We start from the raw sequence: 25,716 nt of genomic DNA on the forward strand, positions 1-25,716 counted from the left end.
GGCCCGCCAGCGGCGGGTAGGGGGTTCAACGGATCGGCGGCTTCGGGCCGATCTCGTTCGGGTCCGCCTTGTTGGCCACCACGTCGATCACTTTCTGCTTCTCGAAGTAGACGGTGAACTGCGGGTAGACCCAGCGGTTGATGGTCGGCCACTGGCGCTTCTGCCCGCCACGCGGCTGCAGCTGTTCGCTCGGCGCACCGAACTGCGACTGCACCTGCTGCATGCTCTGGCCACGGACGGGCAGGGCGCCGGCCGGCTTTTCGCGGGCGCGGTCGACCAGCAGGGTATCGGCCAGCGCCGGGGCGGCGGCGGCCAGGGTGGCCAGGACGGCCAGGGTGCTCAGGTAACGCTTCATCTCGATCTACTCCCCAGTGGTCAAGAACGGCGATTACAGCAAAAACGGCAGCAAAAAAAAGCTGCATGCAACAAAAAACCGCCCGAAGGCGGTTTTTTGCATCGGGTCGGTCCCGCGTGGGACCCGCCGCGGCCCAAGGGCCGTGAGGCTTAGCGCTGACGCGCCTTGAAACGCGGGTTCGACTTGCAGATGACGAAGATCTTGCCACGACGACGGACGACCTTGCAGTCGCGGTGACGGGCCTTCGCCGACTTCAGGGAGGACAGGACTTTCATGGCATACCTCGGCGTAAACAGTAGTTGTTCGGGTGGAGCGTGGCCGCGATATGCGAAAGACAATCGGCGTTGACGCTCGTTCAAGCCCGCCATTCTACCGGGCTTTTTGTCGTTGTTTCAAGTGGTTGCACGAAAGTCTCCGCGCGGGGCCTCGGGCAGGGGCTAGAATGGCCCCTTCACACGCGCTAGGACCCCCATGAATCCACTCGCTCCCGTCCTGACCATCGACGGCCCTTCGGGGGCCGGCAAGGGTACCATCAGCCGCATCATCGCGCGCCGCCTGGGCTGGCATTACCTGGATTCGGGCGCCCTGTACCGGGCGGTGGGCGTGGCTGCGAGCTGGGCCGACATCGACACCTCCGACGCCTCGGCACTGGTGCGCTGCACCTTCGATACCCACGTTCAGTTTGTTGAACAGGGTGAGTCGATGCGGGTGATGGTCAACGGTACCGATGCCACCGACGAGCTGCGCCTGGAGACGACCGGTGCACTGGCCTCGGCCATTGCCGCCATCCCGGAGGTCCGTGCCGCCCTGAAGGAGCGCCAGCGCGCATTCAGGGAACTGCCCGGCCTGGTCGCCGACGGCCGCGACATGGGCACGGTGATCTTCAAGGATGCCCCCTACAAGGTCTTCCTGACCGCCAGTGCCGAGGAGCGCGCCGAGCGCCGGCATAAGCAGTTGAAAGACAAGGGGGTTTCTGTTAACTTTGATGACCTCTTGCGCGAGATCATGGCCCGCGACGCCCGTGATGCCCAGCGTACCGTGGCGCCCCTGAAGCCGGCAGACGATGCCGTCCTCATCGACACCACAGGCATCGGCATCGATGATGTCGTTGCCCGAGTGATGGATCTGCTTCCGGTTCCGGCTGCCTGATCCGTTCGCGCGGGAGCACTGCCAGCAGCATCGGCGGTGGTCGTGCACAGCAGTGCTGTACCAGCTCCGTCGCGCAATGATGCGTGGCGGTTTTCCTACTACACACGACCTGCTTTTCCGGGGTCGACCAACAGGCGGGCGGTCGCCAATCCCTGAAGGGACGCCACCGACCCATGTGTCCAACAGAGTAAATCTAATGACCGAATCATTTGCCGAACTGTTTGAAGCCAGCCAGGCCAACCTGGCCAAGCTGAAGCCGGGCGCCATCGTCAGCGGTACCGTTGTTGAAGTCCGCGGCGACGTCGTGGTGATCAACGCCGGCCTGAAGTCCGAAGGCATCGTTCCGATCGAACAGTTCCGTAACGACGCTGGCGAAATCGACGTCGCCGAAGGCGACATCGTCAAGGTCGCCCTCGACTCCATCGAGAACGGCTTCGGCGAAACCGTCCTGTCGCGCGAGAAGGCCAAGCGCGCGATGGTGTGGGACGAGCTGGAAGAAGCGTTGGAAAAGAACGAAACCATCACCGGCCGCATCAGCGGCAAGGTCAAGGGCGGTTTCACCGTGGACATCAAGGATGTCCGCGCCTTCCTGCCGGGTTCCCTGGTCGATGTGCGCCCGGTGCGCGATCCGGCCTACCTGGAAGGCAAGGAACTCGAGTTCAAGCTCATCAAGCTGGACCGCAAGCGTAACAACGTCGTGGTTTCGCGCCGCGCTGTCGTCGAAAGCGAGCACTCGGAAGAGCGCGAGCAGCTGATGGACAAGCTGCAGGAAGGCGCGATCCTGAAGGGTGTCGTCAAGAACCTGACCGACTACGGCGCGTTCGTGGACCTGGGCGGCATCGACGGCCTGCTGCACATCACCGACATGGCATGGAAGCGCGTGCGCCATCCGTCCGAAGTCGTGAACGTCGGCGACGAGCTGGACGTGCGCGTGCTGAAGTTCGACCGCGAGCGCAACCGCGTTTCGCTGGGCCTGAAGCAGCTGGGCGAGGATCCGTGGGACAACATCGGCCGTCGTTACCCGGCCAACAGCCGCGTCTTCGGCAAGGTCTCCAACGTCACCGATTACGGCGCGTTCGTTGAGATCGAGCCGGGCGTCGAAGGCCTGGTGCACGTCTCCGAAATGGATTGGACCAACAAGAACGTCAACCCGTCCAAGGTTGTGCAGGTTGGTGACGAAGTCGAAGTGATGGTGCTGGACGTCGACGAAGAGCGTCGCCGCATCTCGCTGGGCATGAAGCAGGTTGCCGCCAATCCGTGGGAAACCTTCGCTGCCACCCACAAGAAGGGTGACAAGGTGTCGGGCCAGATCAAGTCGATCACCGACTTCGGCATCTTCATCGGCCTGGACGGCGGCATCGACGGCCTGGTTCACCTGTCCGACATCAGCTGGGCCACCACCGGCGAAGACATCGTTCGCAACTTCAAGAAGGGCGACACCCTGGACGCAGTGGTCCTGGCCGTCGATCCGGAGCGCGAGCGCATCTCCCTGGGCGTCAAGCAGCTGGAGCAGGATCCGTTCGGCCAGTACATGGCTGCCAATCCGAAGGGCTCCAAGGTTGAAGGCGTGGTGAAGGAAGTCGACGCCAAGGGCGCGATCATCGAGCTGGCTGACGGCATCGAAGGTTACGTCTCGGCGCGCGACATCGCCAACGAGCGCGTTGACGACGCCACCCAGCACCTGAAGGTCGGCGACAAGGTCGAAGCCAAGTTCGTGGGCATGGACCGCAAGGGCCGTACCCTGCAGCTGTCGATCAAGGCCAAGGACGACGCTGAAATGCGCGAAGTGCTGGAGGAATACCAGTCCTCTTCGGCTTCCAGCGGCACCACCCAGCTGGGCGCGCTGCTGCGTGCACAGCTGAACGGTAACAAGTCCGAGTAATCGGTCTTACGCTGTCTGTTGTTTCCTGGACGGCCCGGGCTTCATAGCCCGGGCCGTTTCAGGGTGAGTGATCCCTGATGTGAGCCGGCAATGACCAAATCCGAACTGATCGAAATCCTCGCGCGCCGCCAGGCGCACCTGAAGGCCGATGATGTCGATCTGGCGGTGAAGTCGTTGCTGGAAATGATGGGCGGTTCCCTCTCTGCTGGGGATCGCATCGAAATCCGTGGCTTTGGCAGCTTCTCGCTGCACTACCGTCCGCCGCGTCTGGGCCGCAACCCGAAGACGGGCGAATCGGTTGCCCTGCCGGGCAAGCACGTCCCCCACTTCAAGCCGGGCAAGGAACTGCGCGAGCGGGTCAGCAGCGTGCTGCCGCTGGACGCCGATCCGGCCTGAGTGTCCCGTCGCGTCACCGCGTGCGAATACCGCGGCGAGTCGGATAAGCTACGACCTCCTGCCACTGGAGCTGTCGCATGAAGGTTTTTCGTCTGCTGGTCCTGCTGGCGGTTCTGCTTCTCGGGTTGATCATCGGTGCCATGAACATGGACGAGATGACCATCAACCTGCTGTTCACCCAACTCAAGACCTCGATCGGCGTGGCGATCATCGCGTCGCTGCTGATCGGCGTCATCGTCGGTGCCGGCCTGGTGCTGGTGAGCGTGGTCATTCCGCTCTACGCCCAGCTGCGCCGCGCCAACAAGTCGGTTGCCACGCCCGTGGCGCCGGTTTCCCCCTCCCAATCTTTTGATGGACGCTGATCGAAGATGGATTTCGTCACCGAGTGGTTCTGGTTCTTCCTGTTCGTTCCCCTGGCGGCGCTGTCCGGCTGGGTCATCGGGCGGCGCGGCGGGCAACGCCATGGCGACAACCAGGTCAGCCACCTGTCCAGCACCTATTTCCGCGGCCTGAACTACCTGCTCAACGAGCAGCCGGACAAGGCCATCGAGCTGTTCCTGCACATCGCCGAGCTGGACAAGGAAACCTTCGAAACCCAGGTCGCGCTGGGCCACCTGTTCCGTCGTCGCGGTGAAGTCGACCGTGCGATCCGCCTGCACCAGGGGCTGGTCAACCGCAACGACCTGAGCGACGCGCAGCGCGTGCAGGCGCTGCTGGCCCTGGGTGAGGACTACATGAAGTCCGGCCTGCTGGACCGCGCCGAAACCGTGTTCACCGAGCTGGCGCAGCTGGACCAGCGCGCACCGCAGGCGCTGAAGCACCTGATCGGCATCTACCAGGCCGAGCGCGACTGGGAAAAGGCCATCGACAATGCCACCCGCTTCGAGGATGTCACCGGCGAGCCGATGGGCAAGCTGATCGGGCAGTTCGAGTGCGAGCTGGCCGAGCGCTTCCGTGGCGCCGGCAAGCTGGAAGAGGCGAGGGCGGCCATTGCCCGTGCCTACCAGGCCGACGCCATGTCGGTACGTGCGGGCATCATCGAAGGCCGCCTGGAAACCGACGCGGGCAACGCCGAGGCCGCCGTGCGTGCCTTCGAGCGCGCTGCTCGCAACGATCCCGAATACCTGCCCGAACTGCTGCCGGCGCTGATGGAGAACTACCGCAAGGTGGGTGACCTCGGCGGCGCGCGCGCCTTCCTGTCGGAAATGACCGAACACTACCGCGGCATCGCCCCGGTGCTGGCGCTCACCCGCCTGATGGAAGAGCAGGAGGGCGTGGCCCCGGCGCGTGCCTACCTCGGCCGCCAGCTGAAGGATCGCCCGTCGGTGCGCGGCGAATCCGCCCTGATCGACCTGACCCTGGCCGAAGGCGCCGATTCCACCGCCACCCTGCACGACCTCAAGCACATCACCGACCAGCTGCTGGTGCGCAACCCCGCCTACCGCTGCACGCGCTGCGGTTTCGGTGCGCGTACCCACCACTGGCAGTGCCCGAGCTGCAAGGAATGGGGAACGGTCAAGCCGCTGCTGAACTACGCGGTGCTCTGAGCCATGGCCTGGTGGGTGATGGGCGCGCTGCTGGGGCTGGCGCTGCTCAGCGCGGCGCTGACCTGGGCGGCACGCGGTTATGCCGTGCACCGGCAGCTGCTCGACCAGCCCGGTGAACGCCGCAGTCACAGCGTAGCGACCCCCCGCGGAGGCGGCATCGCCATCGTCATCAGCCTGCTGGTGGCGGCCGGCGTGGCCATGTGGGCCTGGCCGGCGGCCACCCCCAGCCTGCTGGTGGCCAGCGTGGGCCTGGTGCTGGTGGCGGGCATCGGCTGGTGGGATGACCACCGGCCGCTGCCGGCCCTGCGCCGCCTGCTGGTGCACTTCATCGCCGCGGGCCTGCTCGCCGCACTGGTCAAGGTGCACGGCGGCAGCTGGCTGCTGGCCCTGCTGGTGCTGGTGTTCACCGCATCGCTCATCAACATCTGGAACTTCATGGATGGCATCAACGGCATCGCCAGCAGCCAGGCGGTGATCGCCGCGCTGGGCTTTGCCGCCGTGCTGCCATGGCCGTATTCCCTGGTCGCAATCGCCCTGGGCCTGGCCTGCGTGGGTTTCCTGCCGTTCAATTTCCCGAAGGCGCGCATTTTCATGGGCGATGTCGGTAGTGGCGCGCTCGGCTACGCGGTGTCGGTGGTCCTGGCCGTGGCCGCGCTGCGCACGGAAATCAGCTGGGTGATGCTGCTGGTGCCCATTTCCCCGTTCCTTGTGGACGCGGGCTTCACGCTGTTGGCGCGCATCCTTTCAGGACAGCGCTGGATGGAACCCCACACCCAGCATGTCTACCAGCGCGCAGTGCAGGCAGGAGCCAGCCACGCCCGGGTGACAGGGATGTACTTTGTTGTAGGCCTGTTCAGCATTACAGTGTTCTTTGTTTGCACCAGATTGCAGCCGAGGTGGGAGGCTGTCGTAGCGGTGGCGTGGATCTCCGCGCTGTCCCTGCTTTGGCTCCTCCTGCGCAATGGATTGCGCCACCGATAAGGAATTACGCGACATATGTCTTCACCCTGGCGGGACAGAATCCTTGGCCTGTTGCCTCGCACGGCCATCGTCTGCCATGACCTGTTCATGGTCTGGGCCTGTTGGCAGCTGCTTCATGCCGGCCGTTACTCCATCCTGCCCGATGCCCCGTCGCTGCCCCTGTGGAACGTCGACACCACCCTGGTGCTGGCGCTGCAGGGCGTCGTGTTCTGGCGGGTCGGCCTGTACCGTGGCCTGTGGCGGTTTGCCAGCGTCAGCGACCTGCTGAACATCTTCAAGGCCAGCTTCATCGGCCTGGTCTCCATCGTCCTGGTGCTGGCCTGGAAGCGCTTCAACGGTGTTCCGCTGTCGGTGCTGGTCATCTATCCGTTCGCGCTGTCGGCGCTGCTGGGCGCGCCGCGCCTGCTGTACCGGGCATGGAAGGACTACCAGGCGCTGCAGTCCGATTCGACCGCGCGGCGCGTGCTCATCCTGGGCGCAGGCCAGGCGGCCGAGACCCTGGTGCGCGACCTGCGCCGTTCCGGCAACTTCGAGCCGGTGGGCCTGCTGGACGACGCCCCGCACCTGCGCGGCGCCAAGCTGCAGAGCCTGCCGATCCTGGGCACCCTGGATGACGCCCCGGCCGTCGCCCGCGAAACGGCGGCCAAGCTGCTGGTCATCGCCATTCCCTCGCTGGATGCGGTGGGCATGCAGCGCGTGGTGGCCATCTGCGAAAGCACTGGGGTGCCGTTCCGCACCGTGCCCAAGCTGAGTGACATCCTGCAGGGCCAGTCGCTGCCGGGCCAGCTGAAGGAAGTGGCCATCGAGGACCTGCTGGGGCGCAAGCCGATCATGCCCGACTGGAACCTGATCCGGGGTTGGCTGGGTGGCCGCACGGTCATGGTCACCGGTGCTGGCGGCTCGATCGGTTCGGAGCTGTGCCGCCAGTGCGCGCGCCATGGTGCCGGCCGCATCGTGCTGCTGGAAATGAGCGAGCTGCTGCTGCTGACCATCGAGGCCGAGCTGCGCCGCAGCTTCCCCGACGTGCAGATCGAGGCCGTGCTGGGCGATTGCGGTGACCCCGCCGTGATGCGCCACGCGCTGTCGCTGCATCCGGTCGATACCGCCTTCCACGCCGCCGCCTACAAGCATGTTCCCGTGCTGGAGCGCCAGCTGCGCGAAGCGGTGCGCAACAACATCCTGGCCACCGAGAACGTGGCGCGTGCGTGCATGGAAGCGCGCGTCGAGCATTTCGTGTTCATCTCCACCGACAAAGCCGTGGACCCCGTCAACGCGCTGGGCGCCAGCAAGCGCTATGCCGAGATGATCTGTCAGAGCCTGGACCAGAAATCGACGCACACCCGTTTCGTTACCGTGCGCTTCGGCAACGTGCTCGATTCGGCCGGCAGCGTGGTGCCGCTGTTCCGCGATCAGATCCTGCGCGGCGGCCCGATCACGGTGACCGACCCGGAAGTGACGCGCTACTTCATGACCATTCCGGAAGCCTGCCAGCTGATCCTGCAGGCCGCGGCGTCGGCATCGCACGGTGCCATCTACACCCTGGACATGGGCGAGCCGGTGCCGATCCGCGTGTTGGCCGAACAGATGATCCGCCTGGCCGGCAAGCAGCCGTACAAGGACATTCCGATCATCTACACCGGCCTGCGCCCGGGCGAGAAGCTGCACGAGACTCTGTTCTATTCGGACGAGGACTACCGGCCGACCTCGCACCCGAAGGTGCTGGAAGCCGGCGTGCGCACGTTCTCGCGCGACGTCGTGCTGGGCAACGTGCCGAGACTGCGTGACGCGATTGCCGAATACGACACTGATACCATCCGGGAGGTCCTGTTCGCGACGATGCCGGAGTTCTCTCCGATTGAACAGGACGCTTACATCTCCTCCGCTAAAGTGGTTCCCTTTCCGGCACGCGAGGCCAACAGGTATTAAATGAGCAAGCGAATTCGTAAGGCGGTTTTTCCAGTGGCAGGGCTCGGGACGCGCTTTTTGCCGGCAACCAAGACGGTTCCGAAGGAAATGCTGCCGATCATCGATCGTCCGCTTATCCAGTACGCTGTTGACGAGGCCATCGAGGCCGGTTGTGACACCCTGGTGTTCATCACCAACCGCTACAAGCACGCCGTTGCCGATTACTTCGACAAGGCCTACGAGCTGGAACAGAAGCTGGAACGTGCGGGCAAGCACGAACAGCTGGAGATGATCCGCCACGTGCTGCCGGAAGGCGTGCGCGCGATCTTCGTCACCCAGGCCGAAGCGCTGGGCCTGGGCCATGCCGTGCTGTGCGCGAAGTCGGTAATCGGTGACGAGCCGTTTGCGGTGCTGCTGCCGGACGATCTGATCTGGAACCGTGGCGACGGCGCGCTGAAGCAGATGGCCGACCTCAACGAGGCCAGCGGCGCCAGCGTCATCGCGGTGGAAGATGTGCCGCACGAGAACACGGCCAGCTACGGCATTGTCGCGACCGAAGCCTTCGATGGCCGCAAGGGCCGCATTTCGCAGATCGTGGAAAAGCCCAAGCCGGAGGACGCGCCGAGCGATCTGGCGGTGGTCGGCCGTTACGTGCTGAGCCCGAAGATCTTCGAGCTGCTGGAATCCACCGGCACCGGTGCCGGCGGCGAGATCCAGCTGACCGATGCGATTGCATCGCTGCTGGCGACCGAAGAAGTGGATGCGTACCGCTTCGAGGGCACCCGTTTCGACTGCGGCACCCATCTGGGCCTGGTCGAAGCGACCATCCGTTTCGCGCTGGAAAACAAGAAGCTGGCCAAGCCGGCGCGCGCGAAGCTGACGGAGATGCTGGCGGAAGAGTGAGTTTTTCGAGCGCTCCGTGCAGCGCTTCGTTTGATACGTGATGGGCGGGATGGGTGGGCCTTTGCAGGACACGCCGTAAACCCGTCCATGGGGGCTCGTAGGCGCCTTGCTCGTGTGCGCTGTCCTGCGCACACGGCAAGACCGGGGTTGGGCGTCCTGCCCAACCCGCCCGAGGCATGCCTCGGGCCCATGGCGCCTGCGGTCCTGCATCGGCCCGCCTCCGCCTCTCGACAGTTTCCGTGCGGCGCGGACGGGAAGGGCGGAATCAAGGGCAAGAGCAAAAGCAAAAAAAGGCAGCCAATGGCTGCCTTTTTCTTTTGGGGTTGCTTGTTGGGGTCAGATCCCTTTGCGCAGCAAAGGGCTCTGACCCCAGCTCTTGCTCTTGCTCACCCCTCCGCCGCGCGGAATGCCGGATGGCACGGGTGGGTGAGGCTGACCGGGACCGTTGGCGCCATGGATGGCGCCATCGAGCCCCCAAGGACGGGTTTACGGCGTGTCCCGGGCAGTCTCACCCGCCCGGGCCCCACAGCAAGCCAGCACATCCGCCGGCAACGCTTTGAACCTTACAGTGCCTCGAAGATACCCGCCGCGCCCATGCCGGTGCCGATGCACATCGTCACCATGCCGTACTTCTGCTGGCGGCGACGCAGGCCGTGCAGCAGGGTCGCGGTACGGATCGCGCCGGTCGCACCCAGCGGGTGGCCCAGGGCAATGGCGCCGCCCAGCGGGTTGACCTTGCTCGGGTCCAGGCCGCAATCGCGGATCACCGCCAGCGACTGCGCGGCGAACGCTTCGTTGAGCTCGATCCAGTCCAGCTGGTCCTGGGTCAGGCCGGCCTGCTTCAGTGCCTTCGGGATCGCGGCGATCGGGCCGATGCCCATCACTTCCGGACGCACGCCCGCCACCGAGAAGCTGACGAAACGTGCCAGCGGGGTCAGGCCGTAGTCCTTGATCGCCTGCTCCGACGCCAGCAGCACCGCGCCGGCGCCGTCGCTCATCTGCGACGAGTTGCCAGCGGTGACGGTGCCGCCGAACTGGCCGTTGCGGAACACCGGGCGCAGCTTGGCCAGGCCTTCGGCCGAGGAGTCCGGGCGCGGGCCTTCGTCGGTATCGGCAACCTTGTTGCGGGTGATGATGCGCTGGCCGTCGGCCAGGTCCGGCAGGTGCGAGACGATCTCGTAGGGGCTGATTTCATCCTTGAACTCGCCGTTCTGGATGGCCGCCATGGCCTTCTGGTGCGAGGCCAGGGCAAACGCGTCCTGCTCTTCGCGCGAGACCTTCCACTCTTCAGCCACCTTCTCGGCGGTGATGCCCATGCCGTAGGCAATGGCCACGTGGTCGTTGTCGAACACGCTCGGCGCCATCGCGATCTTGTTGCCCATCATCGGCACCATCGACATCGATTCGGTGCCGCCGGCCAGCATCAGGTCGGCGTTGCCCAGGCGGATCGCATCAGCGGCCTGCGCCACGGCCTGCAGGCCGGAGGAGCAGAAGCGGTTCACGGTCTGCGCAGCGATGGTGTTGGGCAGGCCAGCCAGCAGCACGCCGATGCGCGCCACGTTCATGCCCTGCTCGGCTTCCGGCATGGCGCAGCCGATGATCGCGTCATCGATGCGGTTGACGTCCACGCCCGGCGCCTGGGCGACGACGCTGCGCAGCACGTGCGCAAGCATGTCGTCGGGGCGGGTATTGCGGAACATGCCCTTGGGCGCCTTGCCAACCGGGGTACGGGTGGCGGCGACGATGTAGGCGTCCTGGATTTGCTTGGTCATTGCAGTGATCTCTCGAATGGGTTTTGTAGAGTCGAGCCATGCTCGACTGCCACAGCAGGTGGTGCCGGCCGCAGCCGGCACCCGCCATCAATCAGTTACGCAGCGGCTTGCCGGTCTTCAGCATGTGCGCGATGCGGGCCTGGGTCTTTTCCTGCTGGGCCAGTTCAACGAAATGCTTGCGCTCCAGGGTCAGCAGCCACTCTTCGTCCACCAGGGTGCCGCGGTCGACCTTGCCGCCGCACAGCACGGTGGCGATGCGCTCGGCGATCTCGTAGTCGTACGGGCTGATGAAACGGCCTTCCAGCATGTTGACCAGCATCATCTTGAAGGTGGCGATGCCCACGTCACCGGCCACCTGGATACGGCGCGCCGGCAGCGGCGGGCGGTAACCGGCTTCGGCCAGCGCACGTGCTTCGGCCTTGGCGATGTACAGCGCCTCGTAGCTGTTGAACACCACCTTGTCCGTGCTGCGCAGCAGGCCCAGTTCCTTGGCGTTGACCGCCGAGTTGGACACCTTGGCCATCGCCACGGTCTCGAAGGTCTTCTTCAGTTCGGCGAACACGTCACCGCCCGGGCCAGCGGCCTGCGAGGCGCGCACGGCCAGTTCCTTCAGGCCGCCACCGGCCGGCAGCAGGCCGACGCCGGCTTCAACCAGGCCGATGTAGCTTTCCAGGAACGCCACGGTCTTGGCGCTGTGCATCTGGAATTCGCAGCCGCCACCCAGTGCCAGGCCGCGCACGGCAGCCACCACCGGCACCAGCGAGTACTTGATGCGCTGGCTGGTGCGCTGGAAGTTGGCGACCATTTCCTCGAACTGGTCCACCTTGCCGTCCTGCAGCAGGCCGAGGGCACCGGCCAGATCGGCACCGGCGGAGAAGGGTTCCTTCTGCTGCCAGATCACCAGACCCTGGAAGTCCTTCTCGGCGCGGCTGACGCACTCCTGCAGGCCATCCAGCACCTGGTCGGACACGGTGTTCATCTTGGTCTTGAAGCTGACCACGGCGATGCCATCGCCGTCATGCCACATGCGCAGGCCGTCGTTCTCGAACACGGTCTCGCCCGGGGCGAACTGCTCGCCCAGCAGCGGATCGGGGAAGCGCTGGCGCTGGTACACCGGCAGCGACGAGCGCGGCAGCTTGGCGTTGCGCGACGGGCTGTAGCTGCCTTCGGCGGCGTGCACGCCGTCGCGGCCATCGAACACCCAATCCGGCAGCGGGGCGCTGCTCATGCTCTTGCCGGCCACGATGTCATCGGCAATCCACTGCGCCACCTGCTTCCAGCCAGCGGCCTGCCAGGTCTCGAACGGGCCCAGCGACCAGCCGTAGCCCCAGCGGATGGCCAGGTCGACGTCGCGCGCGGTTTCGGCGATGTCGGCCAGGTGGTAGGCGCTGTAATGGAACAGATCGCGGAAGGTCGCCCACAGGAACTGCGCCTGCGGGTGCTGGCTCTCACGAAGCTTGGCGAACTTCTCGGCCGGGTTCCTGATCTTCAGGATCTCGACCACTTCCGGTGCGGCGGTGCGGTCGGCCGGGCGGTAGTCCTGCTTTTCCAGGTCGACAACCAGGATGTCCTTGCCGACCTTGCGGAAGATGCCAGCGCCGGTCTTCTGGCCCAGTGCACCCTTGGCGATCAGCGCCTCAAGCCACTTCGGCGACTTGAAGAACGCATGCCACGGGTCGTTGGGCAGGGTGTCGCCCATGGTCTTGATGACGTGGGCCATGGTGTCCAGGCCGACCACGTCGGAGGTGCGGTAGGTGGCCGACTTCGGGCGGCCGACCAGCGGGCCGGTCAGGCCGTCCACTTCATCAAAGCCCAGGCCGAACTGCTGGGTGTGGTGGATGGTGGACAGGATCGAGAACACGCCGATGCGGTTGCCGATGAAGTTCGGGGTGTCCTTGGCGTACACCACGCCCTTGCCCAGGGTGGTCACCAGGAAGGCTTCCAGGCCTTCCAGCACCGCCTTGTCGGTGGTGGTGGCCGGAATCAGCTCGGCCAGGTGCATGTAGCGCGGCGGGTTGAAGAAGTGCACACCGCAGAAACGGTGGCGCAGCTGTTCGGGCAGCACGTCGGCCAGCTTGTTGATGCCCAGGCCGGAGGTGTTGGACGCCAGCACCGCGTGGTCGGCCACGAACGGGGCGATCTTCTTGTACAGGTCCTGCTTCCAGTCCATGCGCTCGGCGATGGCCTCGATGATCAGGTCGCAGTCCTTCAGCTGCTCCAGGCTGGAGTCGTAGTTACCCGGGGTGATGGCTTCAGCCAGCGACTTGCTGGCCAGCGGTGCCGGGCTCAGCTTGCCCAGGTTGGCGATCGCCTTCAGCACGATGCCGTCGGCCGGGCCTTCCTTGGCGGGCAGGTCGAACAGCACGGTGTCGACGCCAGCGTTGGTGAGGTGGGCTGCGATCTGGGCACCCATGACGCCGGCACCCAGCACGGCGGCGCGGCGGACTAGCAGGGAATTGGACATGGTGTAGGGCCTTTGTTGGTCAGCAGTTACGGGGTGGGTCACACCCGGTGGAATCACGGGGAAGCGGGCAGGGCGCTGTCGCGTGCGGCGGCGCGGAACCCGGCTTCGGCGAAATGGATCAGTTCATGGGCGGCATGGGCACGATGCGCTGCTTCGGTGACACCTGCGGGTCGCTTGATCAGGCCGAAATCGGCCATCGCGTAGGTCAGCGAACCGGCCAGGAAATCCAGCCGCCAGTACAGCTCTTCCTTGCTCAGGCCGGGCACGCATTCGGCGATGGCCTTGCCGAACGCGCGCAGCACGTGGCCGTAGTGGTCGGACAGGAACTTGCGCAGGTTGTCGTTCTTCTCGGCGTAGGCACGGGCGATCACCCGCACGAAGGCACCGCCACTCTGCCGGTCCTGGGCCATGGCCAAGGCGGGTTCGACGAAGGCGGCCAGCACCGGGCGCAGCTGCCCGTGGTGCTCGCTGCGGGCGCGTTCCAGCTGGGCCAGGCGCACGCGGGTCATCTCGTCCATGCGGCGGCGGAAGACCTCGTTGACCAGGTTTTCCTTGGAGCCGAAGTGGTAGTTGACCGCCGCGATGTTGACGTCGGCCTGGCTGGTGACCTGGCGCAGCGAGGTGCCGGCGAAGCCATGCAGGGCGAACAGCTCCTCGGCGGCGCCGAGGATCCGGTCCTTGGTCGAGAAGTGGGCGGGCTTGGCCATGGGGTGGCGGACCTTAATCAAACGATTGTTTGATACTAGGACCAGACGGGGGCGTATGGCATTTTGCAGTGCAGCAAAACCGGCGGAGCGGTTACGGGGCATTCACCCGTGCACCGGGGTCGGATCCCCGCAGGGGCTCCGACCCCTCGCCGGGCGGGCGGATCATGGGGTCAAAGCCCCCGCGGGGATCTGACCCCGGCGGTCCGGGTTCCTTGCCTGCCGGCCAGCGGCCGGCACTACCATCCCGACGCGGGATCTCTTACAATTCGCCTACGTTTATCAGGCTAAGCCCGCGTCCCGACGCGGGTTTTTTTCATGTTACCCTTCGGGCCATCAGCGGCCCGATTCCATTGGAGACATCCCATGGCGCTGGAGCGCACCCTTTCGATCATCAAGCCGGACGCCGTTGCCAAGAACGTCATCGGCGAAATCTACGCCCGCTTCGAAAAGGCCGGCCTGAAGGTCGTGGCCGCCAAGTACAAGCAGCTGTCGCGTCGTGAAGCCGAAGGCTTCTACGCCGTGCACCGCGAGCGTCCGTTCTTCAACGCGCTGGTCGAGTTCATGATCTCCGGCCCGGTGATGATCCAGGCCCTGGAAGGCGAGAACGCCGTCCTGGCCCACCGCGACCTGCTGGGCGCCACCAACCCGAAGGAAGCCGCTGCGGGCACCATCCGCGCCGACTTCGCCGAATCCATCGATGCCAATGCCGCCCACGGCTCGGACTCGGTCGAGAATGCCGCGATTGAAATCGCCTACTTCTTCGCCGCCACCGAAGTCGTCTCGCGCTGAGAGTAATGCCGTGAACGAGGTCGTACAGTCCCCCGCCATCCAGCCGCTGCCCAAGTCGGCACCCACGGCTGGCAAGCAGAACCTGCTCGACCTCGATCGCGCGGGCCTGGAGAAGTTTTTCGTCGAGGTTCTTGGCGAAAAGAAGTTCCGTGCCCACCAGGTGATGAAGTGGATCCACCATCGCTACGTCACCGATTTCGATGAAATGACCGACCTCGGCAAGGTCCTGCGCGCCAAGCTGCAGGCCCATGCCGAGGTGCTGGTTCCGAACATCGTGTTCGACAAGCCCTCCGCCGACGGCACCCACAAGTGGCTGCTGGCGATGGGCGTGGATGGCAAGAACGCCATCGAGACCGTGTACATCCCCGACAAGACCCGCGGCACGCTGTGCGTGTCCTCGCAGGTCGGTTGCGGCCTGAACTGCACGTTCTGCTCCACCGCCACCCAGGGCTTCAACCGCAACCTGACCACCGCCGAGATCATCGGCCAGGTGTGGGTTGCCGCACGCCACCTGGGCAACGTGCCGCACCAGATGCGCCGCCTCACCAACGTGGTGATGATGGGCATGGGCGAGCCGCTGATGAATTTCGACAACGTCGTGCGCGCCATGAGCGTGATGCGCGACGACCTGGGCTACGGCCTGGCCAACAAGCGCGTGACCCTGTCGACCTCCGGCCTGGTGCCGCAGATCGACCGCCTGTCCACCGAAAGCGACGTGTCGCTGGCGGTGTCGCTGCACGCGCCGAACGATGCGCTGCGCGAGACCCTGGTCCCGCTGAACAAGAAGTACCCGATCGCCGAACTGATGGCCTCGTGTGCCCGTTACCTGCGCGCCAACAAGCGCCGCGAGTCGGTCACCTTCGAGTACACCCTGATGAAGGGCATCAACGACAAGCCCGAGCATGCCCGTGAGCTGGCCCGCCTGATGCGCCAGTTCGACAACGCGGTGCAGGCCAAGGATTCGGGCAAGGTCAACCTGATTCCGTTCAACCCGTTCCCGGGCACCCGCTACGAGCGTTCGGAAGAAGCGCACATCCGTGCCTTCCAGAAGATCCTGCTCGACAGCAATGTGTTGACGATGGTCCGCCGCACCCGTGGCGATGACATCGATGCGGCCTGTGGCCAGCTCAAGGGCCAGGTGATGGACCGCACCCGCCGCCAGGCCGAGTTCAACAAAACGTTGCAGGCAGGGAAGGGGAGCGATGCGGCCGCGTGACCGTCTCTGGCCAGTCCTGATTGCAGGGGTGCTGGCCGTTTCGGCCAGTGGCTGCAGCAAGACGGTCAAGTCCCAGCTTCCCGAGGAATACACCCGCGGTGGTGATATCGCCCCGGAACGCCATGTACGCGATGCGCCGGGTGTACGCGAAGAGTTCCGCTACCAGGACCAGCTCGCGCTGGCCGCCCGTGACATGCAGACGGGCAACCTGGACGAGGCCGAGCGCAAGGTGCGCCAGGCCATGAAGCTGCAGCCCAAGGGCGTGGACGGCATCATGCTGATGGCCGGTATCGACGACCGTCGGGGCCGCACGCAGCAGGCCGGTACGGGCTTCCGCCGCGCGGCCGAGCTGGCGCCGCAGCGGGCTGACGTGCTCAACAATTACGGCGCCTGGCTGTGCCAGCACGGGCAGGCCGCCGAATCGCTGGTGTGGTTCGACCGGGCGCTGCAGGCGCCGGGCAATGGCACCCAGGGCGGCACCCTGGCCAATGCCGGCAGCTGCGCGCTGGATGCCGGCCAGGTGGAGCGCGCCGAGCGCGACCTGCGTGCCGCGCTGGTGATGGTGCCGGCCAACCCGGTTGCCCTCGAAGCGATGGCCCAGCTCAACGTCCGCCGTGGCCGGTTTTTCGAGGCGCGCGCCTTCGCCGAACGTAGGATTGCGGCTGCACCGGCCACGCGTTCCGTGTTACAACTTGCCTCTGAAATCGAGGCGCGACTGGGCGATCAGGCGGCATCCGATCGTTATTTGCAGCGGATTCGACAGGAATTTCCGCAGGACGCGGGCTCCTAATCTCCAGGGTTGATGCATTGTGATTGATGACCAGACTGTGAGCGCTCTCGATACTGCGGCCGGCTGCGGCGCTCGCCTGCGCCAGGCCCGCGAGGCGGCCGGACTGACCCTTGAAACCGTCGGCCAGCGCCTGCGCATGCCGGTCCAGGTGGTCAAGTCGCTCGAAGAAGAACAGTGGCAGAAGCTCGGCGCCCCGGTATTCGTCCGCGGCCAGCTGCGCAGCTATGCGCGCCTGCTGAACGTGGATATCAGCCAGCTGCTGGAACAGGCCCAGGTCGGTGCGGTGGTTCCGCCCACCCTGGTCAGCCATACCCATACCCCGCGTGCCCGCCGCATCGCCGAGAATCTCGGCCGGCGCATGCTGTATGTCGGCATCACGGCGGTGCTGGCGGTGCCGGTGTGGTTCGCCACCCGCGGCCACTTCGACAACACCCCGGCCACGCCCAACACGGCGTCGCTGGACGCCATCCCCGCGGCGGTGCCGGTGGCCCCGTCCACGATGGGCAGCGAACCGGCGGCGCGTGCCGAACCGGCGGCAGCTGCCGCCAAGCCGGCTGCCACCCCGTACGTGGCCTCGCTGGCCCCGGTGCCGCGCCCGGCCCCGGCTGCTCCGGCCAGCGCCACGCTGGAGATGCAGTTCAACGGCGACAGCTGGGTCGATATTGCCGGCCCGGATGGCGGCTCGGTCGAAAAGGCGCTCATCAAGGCCGGCCAGACCCGCAGCTTCACCCCGGGCCAGGTCAGCCGCGTGACCCTGGGCAATGCCTCGGAGGTCCAGGTTCAGCAGAACGGCGCTATCGTCGATCTGACGCCCTACCAGCGAGCCAACGTGGCCCGCTTTCAGGTATCCTCTGAAGGCTCCGTTGTCCCGGTTTCACACTGAGACGCGGTTTCACCACCTTCGATAATCCCAATGGTCCCTCCCTATGGGCGGGGCGAGAGTACGCATGGCGATCGACGATCTGCTCGACGAGCACGAACAAAGTGAACGTGTCCGCAGCTGGCTGCGGAAGAATGGCGCCAGCATCCTCGGTGGCGTAGCGATCGCCATCGGCGCCATTGCCGGTTGGCAGTGGTACCAGACCAACCAGGGCGGCAAGCTGGCCTCGGCCAATGTCGAGTACCAGAAGGCGCTGGTTGGCCTGCAGGACAACAAGCTGGACGACGCGGCCAAGGCGGTCAAGGCGCTGGAGGCTGGCCCGTCCAGCGTCTATGGCGACCTGGCGGCCCTGCAGCTGGCCAAGGCCCAGGTCGATGCCGGCAAGAATGAAGACGCCCTGGCCACCCTCCGCGGCGTGAAGGTCGAAGGTGACCTGCAGCGCGTGGTCGACCAGCGCGTGGCCCGCCTGCTGGTGGCAACCGGCAAGAGCGAGGAGGCGATCAAGCTGCTCGCCAGCGCCACCGACAGCAGCAGCCTGGAAATCCAGGGCGATGCGCTGCTGGCGCAGGGCAAGCGTGATGCGGCCCGGGAACAGTACGAGAAGGCGCTTAAGACGCTGGATGTGGCAGCACCGCAGCGGCGTGTGCTGGAAACCAAGGTTATGGACGCTGGCGGCACCGTCGCCGCCCCTGCGGAGTCGGTTTGATGAGTCAGAAGGTCATGATTACGCGCGTCGCCTCCGTCCTGCTGCTGGGCATGGCACTGACCGGCTGCAGCACCATGAAGGGCTGGTTCGCCGGTAAGGATGCCGCCGCCAAGAAGGCACAGGAGCCGGCTGAACTGGTCAAGTTCGAGCCGACCGTGAAGGTCAACAAGGCCTGGTCGGTCAACCTGGGCAAGGGCGAGCGCCGCATCGGCGTGCGCCAGGGCCCGGCCGTGGCCAACGGCCACGTGTTCGCTGCGGCCATCACCGGTGGCGTGCACGCCATCGACCTGCAGACCGGCAAGAAGGTCTGGACCTGGGAACCGCAGAAGGAAAAGAAGAAGGCCAAGCTGCGCCTGTCCGGCGGCCCGGGTGTCGGCGAGAACCTGGTGGTCATCGGCACTCTCGATGGCCAGGTCATCGCGCTGGACATCAACGATGGCAGCGAGAAGTGGCGCGCCCGCGTGCCGGGCGAAGTGATCGCGGCCCCGGCCGTTGCCCAGGGCCTGGTGTTCGTGCGCAGCAATGATGGCCGCGTCACCGCGTTTGAAGCCTCCAACGGCACCCAGAAGTGGTTCAACCCCAGCGAGCTGCCGGCGCTGACCGTGCGTGGCAACGCGCCGGTGGTCACCGGTCCGGGCGTGCTGTTCATCGGCAAGGATGACGGCGCTGTCGCCGCCCTGGCCATGCAGGACGGCCGCACCCTGTGGGACCAGACCGTGGGCAGCCCGGAAGGCCGTACCGAGCTGGAACGCATGGCCGACGTCGACGGCGCCCCGGTGCTGGAAGGCAACACGCTGTACGTGAGCAGCTTCAAGAACCAGACCATGGCCATCGAAGGCCCGACCGGTCGCCCGCTGTGGGCGCGTGACCACGGCGGTGCCGGTGGCGTGGCGGTGTCTTCGGGCAATGTGTTCGTGACCGACCCCAAGGGCGGCGTGTTCGGCCTGGACAAGGCCAGCGGCACCGCCATGTGGTCGCAGTCGGGCCTGGCGCGTCGTTCGCTGACCGGCCCTGCGCTGCAGGGTGATTACGTGGTGGTTGGTGACTACAAGGGATACCTGCATTGGCTGCAGGCCTCCGACGGCGCGATGGCGGCGCGGGCCAAGAGCGGCGGTGACGCCCTGCTTGCCCAGCCAGTCGTCGTCGACGGGGTGCTGCTGGTGCAGAATGTTGATGGCAAGCTGACCGCATTCCGGTTGGCAAATTAATACGGAGTAATCGCGATGCTGCCTTTGGTCGCCCTGGTTGGACGGCCGAATGTCGGCAAGTCGACCATCTTCAATGCTTTGACCCGCACGCGTGACGCCCTGGTCCATGACCAGCCCGGCGTCACCCGCGACCGCAACTACGGTGTCTGCCGTCTGGACGAGGACAATCACTTCCTCGTCGTGGACACCGGCGGTATTGCCGAGGAAGAAGAAGGCCTGGCAGGCGCCACCACGCGCCAGGCCCGCGCCGCAGCGGCCGAAGCCGATCTGATCCTGTTCGTTGTCGATGCCCGCGAAGGCACCTCGGCCATGGACGACGAGATCCTGGCCTGGCTGCGCAAGCTGTCGCGCCCGACGCTGCTGCTGATCAACAAGATCGACGGCACCGACGAGGACAGCGTCCGCTCGGAGTTCGCCCGTTACGGTTTCGGCGAAATGCTGACCGTGTCGGCCGCCCATCGCCAGGGTCTGGACGACCTGCTGGACGAAGTGATCCAGCGCCTGCCGGAAGAAGGCAGTGGCGAAGAACTGGACAACGATCCGAACCGCATCCGCATCGCCTTCGTCGGCCGCCCCAACGTGGGCAAGTCGACGCTGGTCAACCGCATCCTCGGCGAAGAGCGCATGATCGCCTCGGACGTGCCGGGCACCACCCGCGATTCCATCGCCGTGGACCTGGAACGTGACGGCCGCGAATACCGCCTCATCGACACCGCCGGCCTGCGCCGCCGCTCGCGCGTGGACGAAGTCGTCGAGAAGTTCTCGGTGGTCAAGACCATGCAATCCATCGAGCAGTGCCAGGTGGCCGTGCTGATGCTGGACGCCACCGAAGGCGTGACCGACCAGGACGCCACCGTGCTGGGCGCGGTACTGGATGCCGGCCGTGCGCTGGTCATCGCCATCAACAAGTGGGATGGCCTGACCGAGTACCAGCGCGAGCAGGCCGAAACCCTGCTGTCGCTGAAGCTGGGCTTCGTGCCGTGGGCCGAGTCGGTGCGTATTTCCGCCAAGCATGGTTCGGGCCTGCGCGAGCTGTTCCGTGCGGTGCACCGCGCGCACGAATCGGCGAACAAGACCTTCACCACCAGCGAAGTGAACAAGGCGCTGGAAGTGGCGTACGAGACCAACCCGCCGCCGACCATTCGCGGCCACGTATCCAAGCTGCGTTACGTGCACCCGGCCGGCGCCAACCCGCCGACCTTCATCGTGCACGGCACGCGTCTGAAGGAACTGCAGGAATCGTACAAGCGCTACCTGGAAAACTTCTTCCGCAAGCGCTTCAAGCTGATCGGCACCCCGGTGAGCTTCATCTTCCGCGAAGGTACCAACCCGTACGAGGGCAAGAAGAACGTCCTCACCGAGCGGCAGGTCAAGGCCAAGCGGCGCTTGATGAAGCACGTCAAGGGCAAGTAATCCACGAAAGGCGGCCGCAGGGCCGCCTTTTCGTTTGCGTGCCGCGACGGGCTGGCGGGGTGGAACCGACGGGGTGGAACCGACTGGATGGACCGGCGGGGTAGAGTCGACTGTCAGTCGACTACCGCGCGCAGCGCGGCATTCTGGCATTACGCGAATTGCAGTCGACCAACGGTCGACTCTACCGCGCGCGCGTTGTCGCCGCGCGCCGTTACCGCGCCGGGCAATGCCCGGCGGGTGCGCCCTACAATGGGCCCATGAGCATTCCCGAGCTTTCCCCGCAGCAGGCGCGGGACCGTGTGGCCCACGGTGCGGTTCTGATCGATGTGCGCCAGGCGCACGAGCGTGCCGGTGGCATGGCCGAGGGCGCGCGGGGCGTGGCCCAGGGCGATCTGCTGGCCGACCCGGCCGCGCATCTGCCGGCACAGGGCCAAGAAACATTGCTGATCTGCCAGAGCGGCAAACGCTCCGCCGATGCCGCGCAGGCACTGCGGCTGGCCGGGTATGCCAACGTCGCCTCGGTGGCCGGTGGCACCGTGGCCTGGCGCGAGCAGGCGCTGCCGCTGGTGCAGCCGATGCTCGCTGCCGCCGACCGCGATTTCTTTGATCGCTATTCGCGCCACCTGCTGCTGCCGCAGGTGGGCGAGGCTGGCCAGCGCCGCCTGCAGCAGTCGCGTGTGCTGGTGCTGGGCGCGGGTGGCCTCGGCGCACCGGCCGGGTTCTATCTGGCTGCCGCCGGGGTAGGGCACCTGCGTGTTGCCGACCATGACCGGGTGGAGCGCAGCAACCTTCACCGGCAGATCGTGCATACCGAAGCCAGCGTCGGCCAGTTGAAGGTCGATTCGGCCCGCGAACGGCTGCTGGCGTTGAACCCCTCCATCAAGATCGAGGCCGTGCCCGAACGAGTGACCTCGGAGAATGTCGATCGCCTGCTGGAAGGCGTGGACGTGGTGCTGGATGGCTCGGACAACTTCCCGCTGCGCTACCTGCTCAACGATGCCTGCATCAAGCACGCCACGCCGCTGGTCTATGCCGCCATCGAGCGCTTCGACGGGCAGGTAAGCGTGTTTGACGCCGGCCGCCAGCGTGGCGTGGCGCCCTGTTACCGCTGCCTGTTCCCCGAACCGCCACCGCCCGAGTTCGCGCCGAACTGTGCCGAGGCCGGCGTGCTGGGCGTGCTGCCCGGCCTGGCCGGGGTGTTGCAGGCCACCGAAGTGCTGAAGCTGCTGCTGGGCATCGGTGAGCCGCTGGTGGGGCGGCTGCTGCGCTTCGATGCGCTGGGCATGCGCTTCCGCGAAACCGGCATCGGGCCTGATCCGGCCTGCCCGGTGTGTGCGCCGGGTGTGCCGTTCCCGGGGTACATCGATTACGCCGCGTTTTGTCGGGGTGGGTGATCCCGGTTGGGGCTGCCCATTCACGCATGGCGTGGGTCTACTGATCGTGCGCTTGGGGTAGGTGCAGTCGATTACCCGCAACGCGCGGCGAGACAGACTCGAAGGGTGTGGGAAGCAGTAGTTCGTGCGAGCCCGTGGGTTGATGGTCGTCAAGAAGTTCTACTAGACCGTGGGCGGGAGAACGGGAAGAGTGAGTTCATCCAGTCCACGCCAGACGATGGCAACCTTTTGCTCGTGGCGCGCCTGGTGTTCCACTGGTCCGACCCAGGCGGCCACGAGCCGGACCTCTGAAGCTTTGCAGCCATGACCGATGAGTCGCTGCCGGTAATTCAGGAGGCAGGCCGCCACAAACTGATCGTGTCGTTGAAGCCTGAACAGGCCCTTGCACACTATGTTTGGTGAAAAACGGAGGTCCTATCATGAACACAGAAAAGCGGCGTAAGGATGCACCTAAGCCGAGGCCTTGCTAAGCCCGGGCCTTCACCGATCCAGGAAGGGTTGCGCGGTGGCAAGGACGTTGATTGTGGTGGGTGATGCCACCACCGGGGGCGGTAGAGTGGTCTCCGGGTCACCGGATACCGACATTGATGGCAAAGCTATTGCCCGAGTGGGCGACAAAGCCACTTGTTCCAAGCACAATTGCGTGGCCACCATCATGAGCGGCGACGACACTCTGGTATTCGAAGGCCGCGCGGTGGCGCGTCACGGGGATCGGTTATCGTGTGCCTGCACGCTGATTGCCGGGAAGCAGTCCCATGTGTTCGTAGACACAGGCGGGGGCCGAGCACCCAAAGCAGCCGGCTCGTCTCCGGCAATCTCGCCGATCGTGGCTGCGCCCCTCCAGGCGCTCGCCGACAGAGAGCCGGTGTGCGAGGAGTGTCTGTTGGCCGCCGCCCAATCAGGCGCGGCATTTCTGGGGCTTTGACGATGCACTATGCCTTGATTGACACAGCCGTGCGGTCCGATGCCAAGCAGGTGTTGATGTGGCATACGCAGGGCTGCCCCAGTACGGTGCGTTCCTTGTTCGCGCGGCAACCAGAGCGCAACCATGCCCACGCCGGGCCGTGGCTGGTCGCGTTGGACGGCAACTCGGGACTCCAGGCGTGGCTCCAAACCTTGGACATGGAAATGGGGGCCGTGGCTTGGCTGACCGCTGATGTGGGGTTTGAATCGTTGTTTGAGCACCTGGAAACGTGTTTGGACATCCGCTTGTCCGATGGGGGCCTTGCACTGTTCAGGTTCTGGGACGGCCGGGTGTTCTGGCGTATCCAGAGCGTGCTGCGGCTGGAGCAGCGGCGGGCGTTGATGGGCCCGGTGACGCGGTGGGCGCTGCAAATCAACGGCCAGCCATGGGCATTGGAGCCCGCAATGATTGAGGAGTTCCGGTGATGTTGGAGCTGGACAAACGCCAGGAAGCTTTGCTGCGCCTGCCCGAACCGCTGGCCTTCGTTCCCAAACTGGCCGCAGAGATTCGACGCGACATGCCAGAGCGGGTGCAAGGCTTAAGCGAGCAGCGGCTGCGTGAAGCGACCGAGCGCAGCTATTTATACGCAAGCTATGAATTGGGCATCACCTCCGTGCCCCTGCTGGTGCAGTGGACCAAAACCGACGTGGGAAGTGGGGGAGAGCTCCACCGCAATGCGGACATCGATCTGACCATGCGCCACGCCCAAAACCCCAACCTCAAAGCCGCAGATATCTTAAGTGCGCTGGCCGCCACGGGCCGTTGGCCAAAGGGAGGCAACTGATGGCAGCCATTCCGATACGGTGGGGGCTGGGAAAACTGGCGGAACGTGCGGCAGCCGCCGCCGCCGCGGCAGAGGCTGCCCGACGCGCGACAAAAGATCTGCCCAACACGAATACACGCGAAGCCGATTGCTCGCAGACGCCGCAAGCCAGCGAGTGCAACCAATGCAAGCTGGGCGATGGCATGGTGGGGCAGGGGGCCACGCCACGCTACATCGCGAAAACAAACCGAATCAACTACGACTACCAGTTGCAGGTTGTCAACATGTTCGCGGCACCAGAACGGTTCGGCTACGTGCGCTACGGGGACAATAGCAACACCATCGTCAACATCGACCTATCGGCGGTAAAAGATTTCTTCGGCACCGGTGGGAAATATGTCACCTTGGAATGGCTGTTCGGAGGCATTGCGTTTGACGGGTTCTGGCGCGGCCGCTGCACGGTGGTGGAGACCAAAGCGAACTTCGGTTCGTTCTTTGACGAAGACGGGATGCCGGCAAAGCCGTTCACGCCTGTAGTGGTGGCCGGTTGGTTCAAAACCTACACCAAACAAGCCGGTGTGGTTTCAGTAGCCAAGCCTCAGGGCAAACTGGAGTGGCACTTCATGGACAATGTGGCTTATGGAGTGGCAGTCCAAGCTGGCATCCCCGCAACTGTTGCCCACTTCACCCCCTACATCGTTGGCCGTTTTCCATGAACCTCACGTTTGCATGCCGCCTGCCTTCCTCCCCCCGGACTGCCGAACAGGTCTGGCACGACTTGAAAGGGGTCACGGCGCGATTGTCCCAGGTAGACCCGCTGTTTGCGCAGTGGTGGGCTAACCCCCGTGGGCCGAAAGACGCTTACGTACCACTGGCGGATCGCCAGGCCTTTCTTGCGCGGCTGCTAGCAGACGAGCAAGCGTTGGCTGAAGAGTTTCCCAACCAGTCGTCGTCTGGCAGCAGCGGCGCATTGCTGACTAACGCCGGCAACGACAAAGACTGGAAGCAGCGCGGTGCAGTGGCGCTGACCTATTTCCCCGATCAAGGGCAGTGGCGCCTTCAGCTGCATCGTGTGGAAAAGGTCTACGCGCAGCCCGCCCGTGTGGCGTGGGCACTGTTGAACGCACTTGCTGGTGACGAGCGCGTGACGTTTGTCCAAACCAACGTCCAGCAGCTCATTGACGGGCAGCTGTTGCTTTACAGCGTGGATCGAGCCGTCTTCCCGCATCGCGAGTTCCTTGGATGGATGGGCTACGTCAATCGGCCGCTGACGCTTGAAGACGTACCGGAGGCTGCGCGCGTGGAGGCGAAGGGCAAAGGCTCCCTCATCCTCTCCACGCAGATCTTGGACCTGGGAAACGCCGCAGCCGTGAAGCAGACCAACCAGGTGGAAATGGCGCTCGCAGACCTGGAGTTGCTACCCGTCATCGATCCAAGTTTGGGCTGAACATGTGGCAGTGGCATCAGCGCCGGGCATGGCGAGCCCCGATCAATCCACGCCCTGCGTGGACGAACTTCGGTGATTTCGGAAC

At 65.3% G+C, this 25,716-nt stretch carries 26 protein-coding genes; 21 read left to right on the forward strand and 5 right to left on the reverse strand.

Features of this window, described 5'->3' with window-relative positions; all coding sequences use genetic code 11:
- Positions 1 to 25: 25 nt before the first annotated feature.
- Both C1924_RS08440 and ykgO read right to left on the reverse strand, forming a co-directional pair.
- Positions 26 to 355, reverse strand: a complete 330-nt coding sequence (locus C1924_RS08440; RefSeq protein ID WP_108764886.1) for a hypothetical protein — start codon at positions 353 to 355, stop codon at positions 26 to 28.
- A gap of 149 nt (positions 356 to 504) precedes the next feature.
- Positions 505 to 630, reverse strand: coding sequence for a type B 50S ribosomal protein L36 (gene ykgO, locus C1924_RS08445; RefSeq protein ID WP_005409283.1), 126 nt, complete (start codon positions 628 to 630; stop codon positions 505 to 507).
- Positions 631 to 826: 196 nt separating this feature from the next.
- Here ykgO and cmk point away from each other — a divergent pair, with 196 nt between their 5' ends.
- The 8 genes from cmk to galU all read left to right on the forward strand — a co-directional run bounded on the left by cmk (position 827) and on the right by galU (position 9,118).
- Complete coding sequence (gene cmk, locus C1924_RS08450) at positions 827 to 1,504, forward strand: (d)CMP kinase (RefSeq protein ID WP_108764887.1); 678 nt, start codon at positions 827 to 829, stop codon at positions 1,502 to 1,504.
- Between the two features lie 196 nt (positions 1,505 to 1,700).
- Positions 1,701 to 3,386, forward strand: coding sequence for a 30S ribosomal protein S1 (gene rpsA / locus C1924_RS08455; protein WP_108764888.1), 1,686 nt, complete (start codon positions 1,701 to 1,703; stop codon positions 3,384 to 3,386).
- Between the two features lie 90 nt (positions 3,387 to 3,476).
- A complete protein-coding gene (locus C1924_RS08460) occupies positions 3,477 to 3,782 on the forward strand; it encodes an integration host factor subunit beta (RefSeq protein WP_005409286.1) in 306 nt (101 codons plus the stop codon).
- A 77-nt stretch (positions 3,783 to 3,859) separates the two neighbouring features.
- The gene (locus C1924_RS08465) at positions 3,860 to 4,144 is read left to right on the forward strand and encodes a LapA family protein (RefSeq protein WP_108764889.1); all 285 of its coding nucleotides are present in this window, start codon (positions 3,860 to 3,862) and stop codon (positions 4,142 to 4,144) included.
- Positions 4,145 to 4,150: 6 nt separating this feature from the next.
- A complete protein-coding gene (lapB, locus tag C1924_RS08470; protein ID WP_108764890.1) occupies positions 4,151 to 5,329 on the forward strand; it encodes a lipopolysaccharide assembly protein LapB in 1,179 nt (392 codons plus the stop codon).
- A gap of 3 nt (positions 5,330 to 5,332) precedes the next feature.
- Positions 5,333 to 6,310, forward strand: coding sequence for a glycosyltransferase family 4 protein (locus tag C1924_RS08475; RefSeq protein ID WP_108764891.1), 978 nt, complete (start codon positions 5,333 to 5,335; stop codon positions 6,308 to 6,310).
- Between the two features lie 15 nt (positions 6,311 to 6,325).
- Entirely contained in the window at positions 6,326 to 8,236 is a 1,911-nt protein-coding gene (locus tag C1924_RS08480; protein ID WP_174208953.1) for a nucleoside-diphosphate sugar epimerase/dehydratase, read from the forward strand.
- Complete coding sequence (galU, locus tag C1924_RS08485; RefSeq protein WP_108764893.1) at positions 8,237 to 9,118, forward strand: UTP--glucose-1-phosphate uridylyltransferase GalU; 882 nt, start codon at positions 8,237 to 8,239, stop codon at positions 9,116 to 9,118. It begins immediately after the preceding gene.
- 563 nt (positions 9,119 to 9,681) lie between these two features.
- Here galU and C1924_RS08490 read toward each other — a convergent pair.
- The 3 genes from C1924_RS08490 to C1924_RS08500 form a co-directional block, all read right to left on the reverse strand.
- A complete protein-coding gene (locus tag C1924_RS08490) occupies positions 9,682 to 10,890 on the reverse strand; it encodes an acetyl-CoA C-acyltransferase (RefSeq protein ID WP_108749393.1) in 1,209 nt (402 codons plus the stop codon).
- A 91-nt stretch (positions 10,891 to 10,981) separates the two neighbouring features.
- Positions 10,982 to 13,354, reverse strand: a complete 2,373-nt coding sequence (locus C1924_RS08495) for a 3-hydroxyacyl-CoA dehydrogenase/enoyl-CoA hydratase family protein (protein WP_108764894.1) — start codon at positions 13,352 to 13,354, stop codon at positions 10,982 to 10,984.
- Between the two features lie 53 nt (positions 13,355 to 13,407).
- The gene (locus C1924_RS08500) at positions 13,408 to 14,061 is read right to left on the reverse strand and encodes a TetR family transcriptional regulator (RefSeq protein ID WP_108764895.1); all 654 of its coding nucleotides are present in this window, start codon (positions 14,059 to 14,061) and stop codon (positions 13,408 to 13,410) included.
- Positions 14,062 to 14,424: 363 nt separating this feature from the next.
- Here C1924_RS08500 and ndk point away from each other — a divergent pair, with 363 nt between their 5' ends.
- The 13 genes from ndk to C1924_RS08565 all read left to right on the forward strand — a co-directional run bounded on the left by ndk (position 14,425) and on the right by C1924_RS08565 (position 25,631).
- Complete coding sequence (ndk, locus tag C1924_RS08505) at positions 14,425 to 14,850, forward strand: nucleoside-diphosphate kinase (RefSeq protein WP_008265389.1); 426 nt, start codon at positions 14,425 to 14,427, stop codon at positions 14,848 to 14,850.
- Between the two features lie 10 nt (positions 14,851 to 14,860).
- Positions 14,861 to 16,066, forward strand: a complete 1,206-nt coding sequence (gene rlmN / locus C1924_RS08510; RefSeq protein ID WP_079221620.1) for a 23S rRNA (adenine(2503)-C(2))-methyltransferase RlmN — start codon at positions 14,861 to 14,863, stop codon at positions 16,064 to 16,066.
- Positions 16,053 to 16,856, forward strand: a complete 804-nt coding sequence (locus tag C1924_RS08515; protein ID WP_108764896.1) for a type IV pilus biogenesis/stability protein PilW — start codon at positions 16,053 to 16,055, stop codon at positions 16,854 to 16,856. Before rlmN ends, C1924_RS08515 begins: the two co-directional genes overlap by 14 nt.
- 19 nt (positions 16,857 to 16,875) lie before the next feature.
- Complete coding sequence (locus C1924_RS08520) at positions 16,876 to 17,739, forward strand: RodZ domain-containing protein (RefSeq protein ID WP_108764897.1); 864 nt, start codon at positions 16,876 to 16,878, stop codon at positions 17,737 to 17,739.
- 64 nt (positions 17,740 to 17,803) lie between these two features.
- A complete protein-coding gene (locus C1924_RS08525) occupies positions 17,804 to 18,442 on the forward strand; it encodes a tetratricopeptide repeat protein (RefSeq protein ID WP_108764898.1) in 639 nt (212 codons plus the stop codon).
- Positions 18,442 to 19,650 (forward strand): outer membrane protein assembly factor BamB, encoded by a 1,209-nt coding sequence (bamB, locus tag C1924_RS08530; protein WP_108764899.1) that lies wholly within the window; start codon positions 18,442 to 18,444, stop codon positions 19,648 to 19,650. The genes C1924_RS08525 and bamB overlap by 1 nt, the downstream gene beginning before the upstream one ends.
- A 15-nt stretch (positions 19,651 to 19,665) precedes the next feature.
- Positions 19,666 to 21,063, forward strand: coding sequence for a ribosome biogenesis GTPase Der (gene der, locus C1924_RS08535; protein WP_008264979.1), 1,398 nt, complete (start codon positions 19,666 to 19,668; stop codon positions 21,061 to 21,063).
- A gap of 257 nt (positions 21,064 to 21,320) precedes the next feature.
- Positions 21,321 to 22,457, forward strand: a complete 1,137-nt coding sequence (moeB, locus tag C1924_RS08540) for a molybdopterin-synthase adenylyltransferase MoeB (RefSeq protein WP_108764900.1) — start codon at positions 21,321 to 21,323, stop codon at positions 22,455 to 22,457.
- A gap of 526 nt (positions 22,458 to 22,983) precedes the next feature.
- Positions 22,984 to 23,382 carry a PAAR domain-containing protein gene (locus tag C1924_RS08545; protein ID WP_301554016.1) on the forward strand — a complete coding sequence of 133 codons (399 nt, stop codon included), beginning with the start codon at positions 22,984 to 22,986 and terminating at the stop codon, positions 23,380 to 23,382.
- 2 nt (positions 23,383 to 23,384) lie between these two features.
- Complete coding sequence (locus C1924_RS08550) at positions 23,385 to 23,846, forward strand: DUF4123 domain-containing protein (protein WP_108764902.1); 462 nt, start codon at positions 23,385 to 23,387, stop codon at positions 23,844 to 23,846.
- Positions 23,846 to 24,205 carry a hypothetical protein gene (locus C1924_RS08555; RefSeq protein WP_108764903.1) on the forward strand — a complete coding sequence of 120 codons (360 nt, stop codon included), beginning with the start codon at positions 23,846 to 23,848 and terminating at the stop codon, positions 24,203 to 24,205. The genes C1924_RS08550 and C1924_RS08555 overlap by 1 nt, the downstream gene beginning before the upstream one ends.
- A complete protein-coding gene (locus C1924_RS08560) occupies positions 24,205 to 24,900 on the forward strand; it encodes a Tox-REase-5 domain-containing protein (RefSeq protein ID WP_108764904.1) in 696 nt (231 codons plus the stop codon). Before C1924_RS08555 ends, C1924_RS08560 begins: the two co-directional genes overlap by 1 nt.
- Positions 24,897 to 25,631: an Imm52 family immunity protein gene (locus C1924_RS08565; RefSeq protein WP_108764905.1), complete on the forward strand. Its 735-nt coding sequence runs from the start codon at positions 24,897 to 24,899 to the stop codon at positions 25,629 to 25,631. Before C1924_RS08560 ends, C1924_RS08565 begins: the two co-directional genes overlap by 4 nt.
- The last annotated feature ends 85 nt before the right edge of the window (positions 25,632 to 25,716 follow it).

Origin of the sequence: Stenotrophomonas sp. ESTM1D_MKCIP4_1, assembly GCF_003086895.1 — a bacterium.
GTDB lineage: Bacteria > Pseudomonadota > Gammaproteobacteria > Xanthomonadales > Xanthomonadaceae > Stenotrophomonas.

Bases quoted from the DNA above. Each gene is read 5' to 3' on its own strand.
- C1924_RS08525 (WP_108764898.1), top strand. From the start codon at position 17,804: ATGGCGATCGACGATCTGCTCGACGAGCACGAACAAAGTGAACGTGTC.
- cmk (WP_108764887.1), top strand. From the start codon at position 827: ATGAATCCACTCGCTCCCGTCCTGACCATCGACGGCCCTTCGGGGGCC.
- C1924_RS08440 (WP_108764886.1), bottom strand. From the start codon at position 355: ATGAAGCGTTACCTGAGCACCCTGGCCGTCCTGGCCACCCTGGCCGCC.
- lapB (WP_108764890.1), top strand. From the start codon at position 4,151: ATGGATTTCGTCACCGAGTGGTTCTGGTTCTTCCTGTTCGTTCCCCTG.
- C1924_RS08460 (WP_005409286.1), top strand. From the start codon at position 3,477: ATGACCAAATCCGAACTGATCGAAATCCTCGCGCGCCGCCAGGCGCAC.
- C1924_RS08565 (WP_108764905.1), top strand. From the start codon at position 24,897: ATGAACCTCACGTTTGCATGCCGCCTGCCTTCCTCCCCCCGGACTGCC.
- C1924_RS08550 (WP_108764902.1), top strand. From the start codon at position 23,385: ATGCACTATGCCTTGATTGACACAGCCGTGCGGTCCGATGCCAAGCAG.
- bamB (WP_108764899.1), top strand. From the start codon at position 18,442: ATGAGTCAGAAGGTCATGATTACGCGCGTCGCCTCCGTCCTGCTGCTG.
- ndk (WP_008265389.1), top strand. From the start codon at position 14,425: ATGGCGCTGGAGCGCACCCTTTCGATCATCAAGCCGGACGCCGTTGCC.
- C1924_RS08555 (WP_108764903.1), top strand. From the start codon at position 23,846: ATGTTGGAGCTGGACAAACGCCAGGAAGCTTTGCTGCGCCTGCCCGAA.
- moeB (WP_108764900.1), top strand. From the start codon at position 21,321: ATGAGCATTCCCGAGCTTTCCCCGCAGCAGGCGCGGGACCGTGTGGCC.
- C1924_RS08490 (WP_108749393.1), bottom strand. From the start codon at position 10,890: ATGACCAAGCAAATCCAGGACGCCTACATCGTCGCCGCCACCCGTACC.
- C1924_RS08465 (WP_108764889.1), top strand. From the start codon at position 3,860: ATGAAGGTTTTTCGTCTGCTGGTCCTGCTGGCGGTTCTGCTTCTCGGG.
- C1924_RS08495 (WP_108764894.1), bottom strand. From the start codon at position 13,354: ATGTCCAATTCCCTGCTAGTCCGCCGCGCCGCCGTGCTGGGTGCCGGC.
- C1924_RS08560 (WP_108764904.1), top strand. From the start codon at position 24,205: ATGGCAGCCATTCCGATACGGTGGGGGCTGGGAAAACTGGCGGAACGT.
- C1924_RS08515 (WP_108764896.1), top strand. From the start codon at position 16,053: ATGCGGCCGCGTGACCGTCTCTGGCCAGTCCTGATTGCAGGGGTGCTG.
- C1924_RS08475 (WP_108764891.1), top strand. From the start codon at position 5,333: ATGGCCTGGTGGGTGATGGGCGCGCTGCTGGGGCTGGCGCTGCTCAGC.
- ykgO (WP_005409283.1), bottom strand. From the start codon at position 630: ATGAAAGTCCTGTCCTCCCTGAAGTCGGCGAAGGCCCGTCACCGCGAC.
- galU (WP_108764893.1), top strand. From the start codon at position 8,237: ATGAGCAAGCGAATTCGTAAGGCGGTTTTTCCAGTGGCAGGGCTCGGG.
- C1924_RS08480 (WP_174208953.1), top strand. From the start codon at position 6,326: ATGTCTTCACCCTGGCGGGACAGAATCCTTGGCCTGTTGCCTCGCACG.
- der (WP_008264979.1), top strand. From the start codon at position 19,666: ATGCTGCCTTTGGTCGCCCTGGTTGGACGGCCGAATGTCGGCAAGTCG.
- C1924_RS08500 (WP_108764895.1), bottom strand. From the start codon at position 14,061: ATGGCCAAGCCCGCCCACTTCTCGACCAAGGACCGGATCCTCGGCGCC.
- rpsA (WP_108764888.1), top strand. From the start codon at position 1,701: ATGACCGAATCATTTGCCGAACTGTTTGAAGCCAGCCAGGCCAACCTG.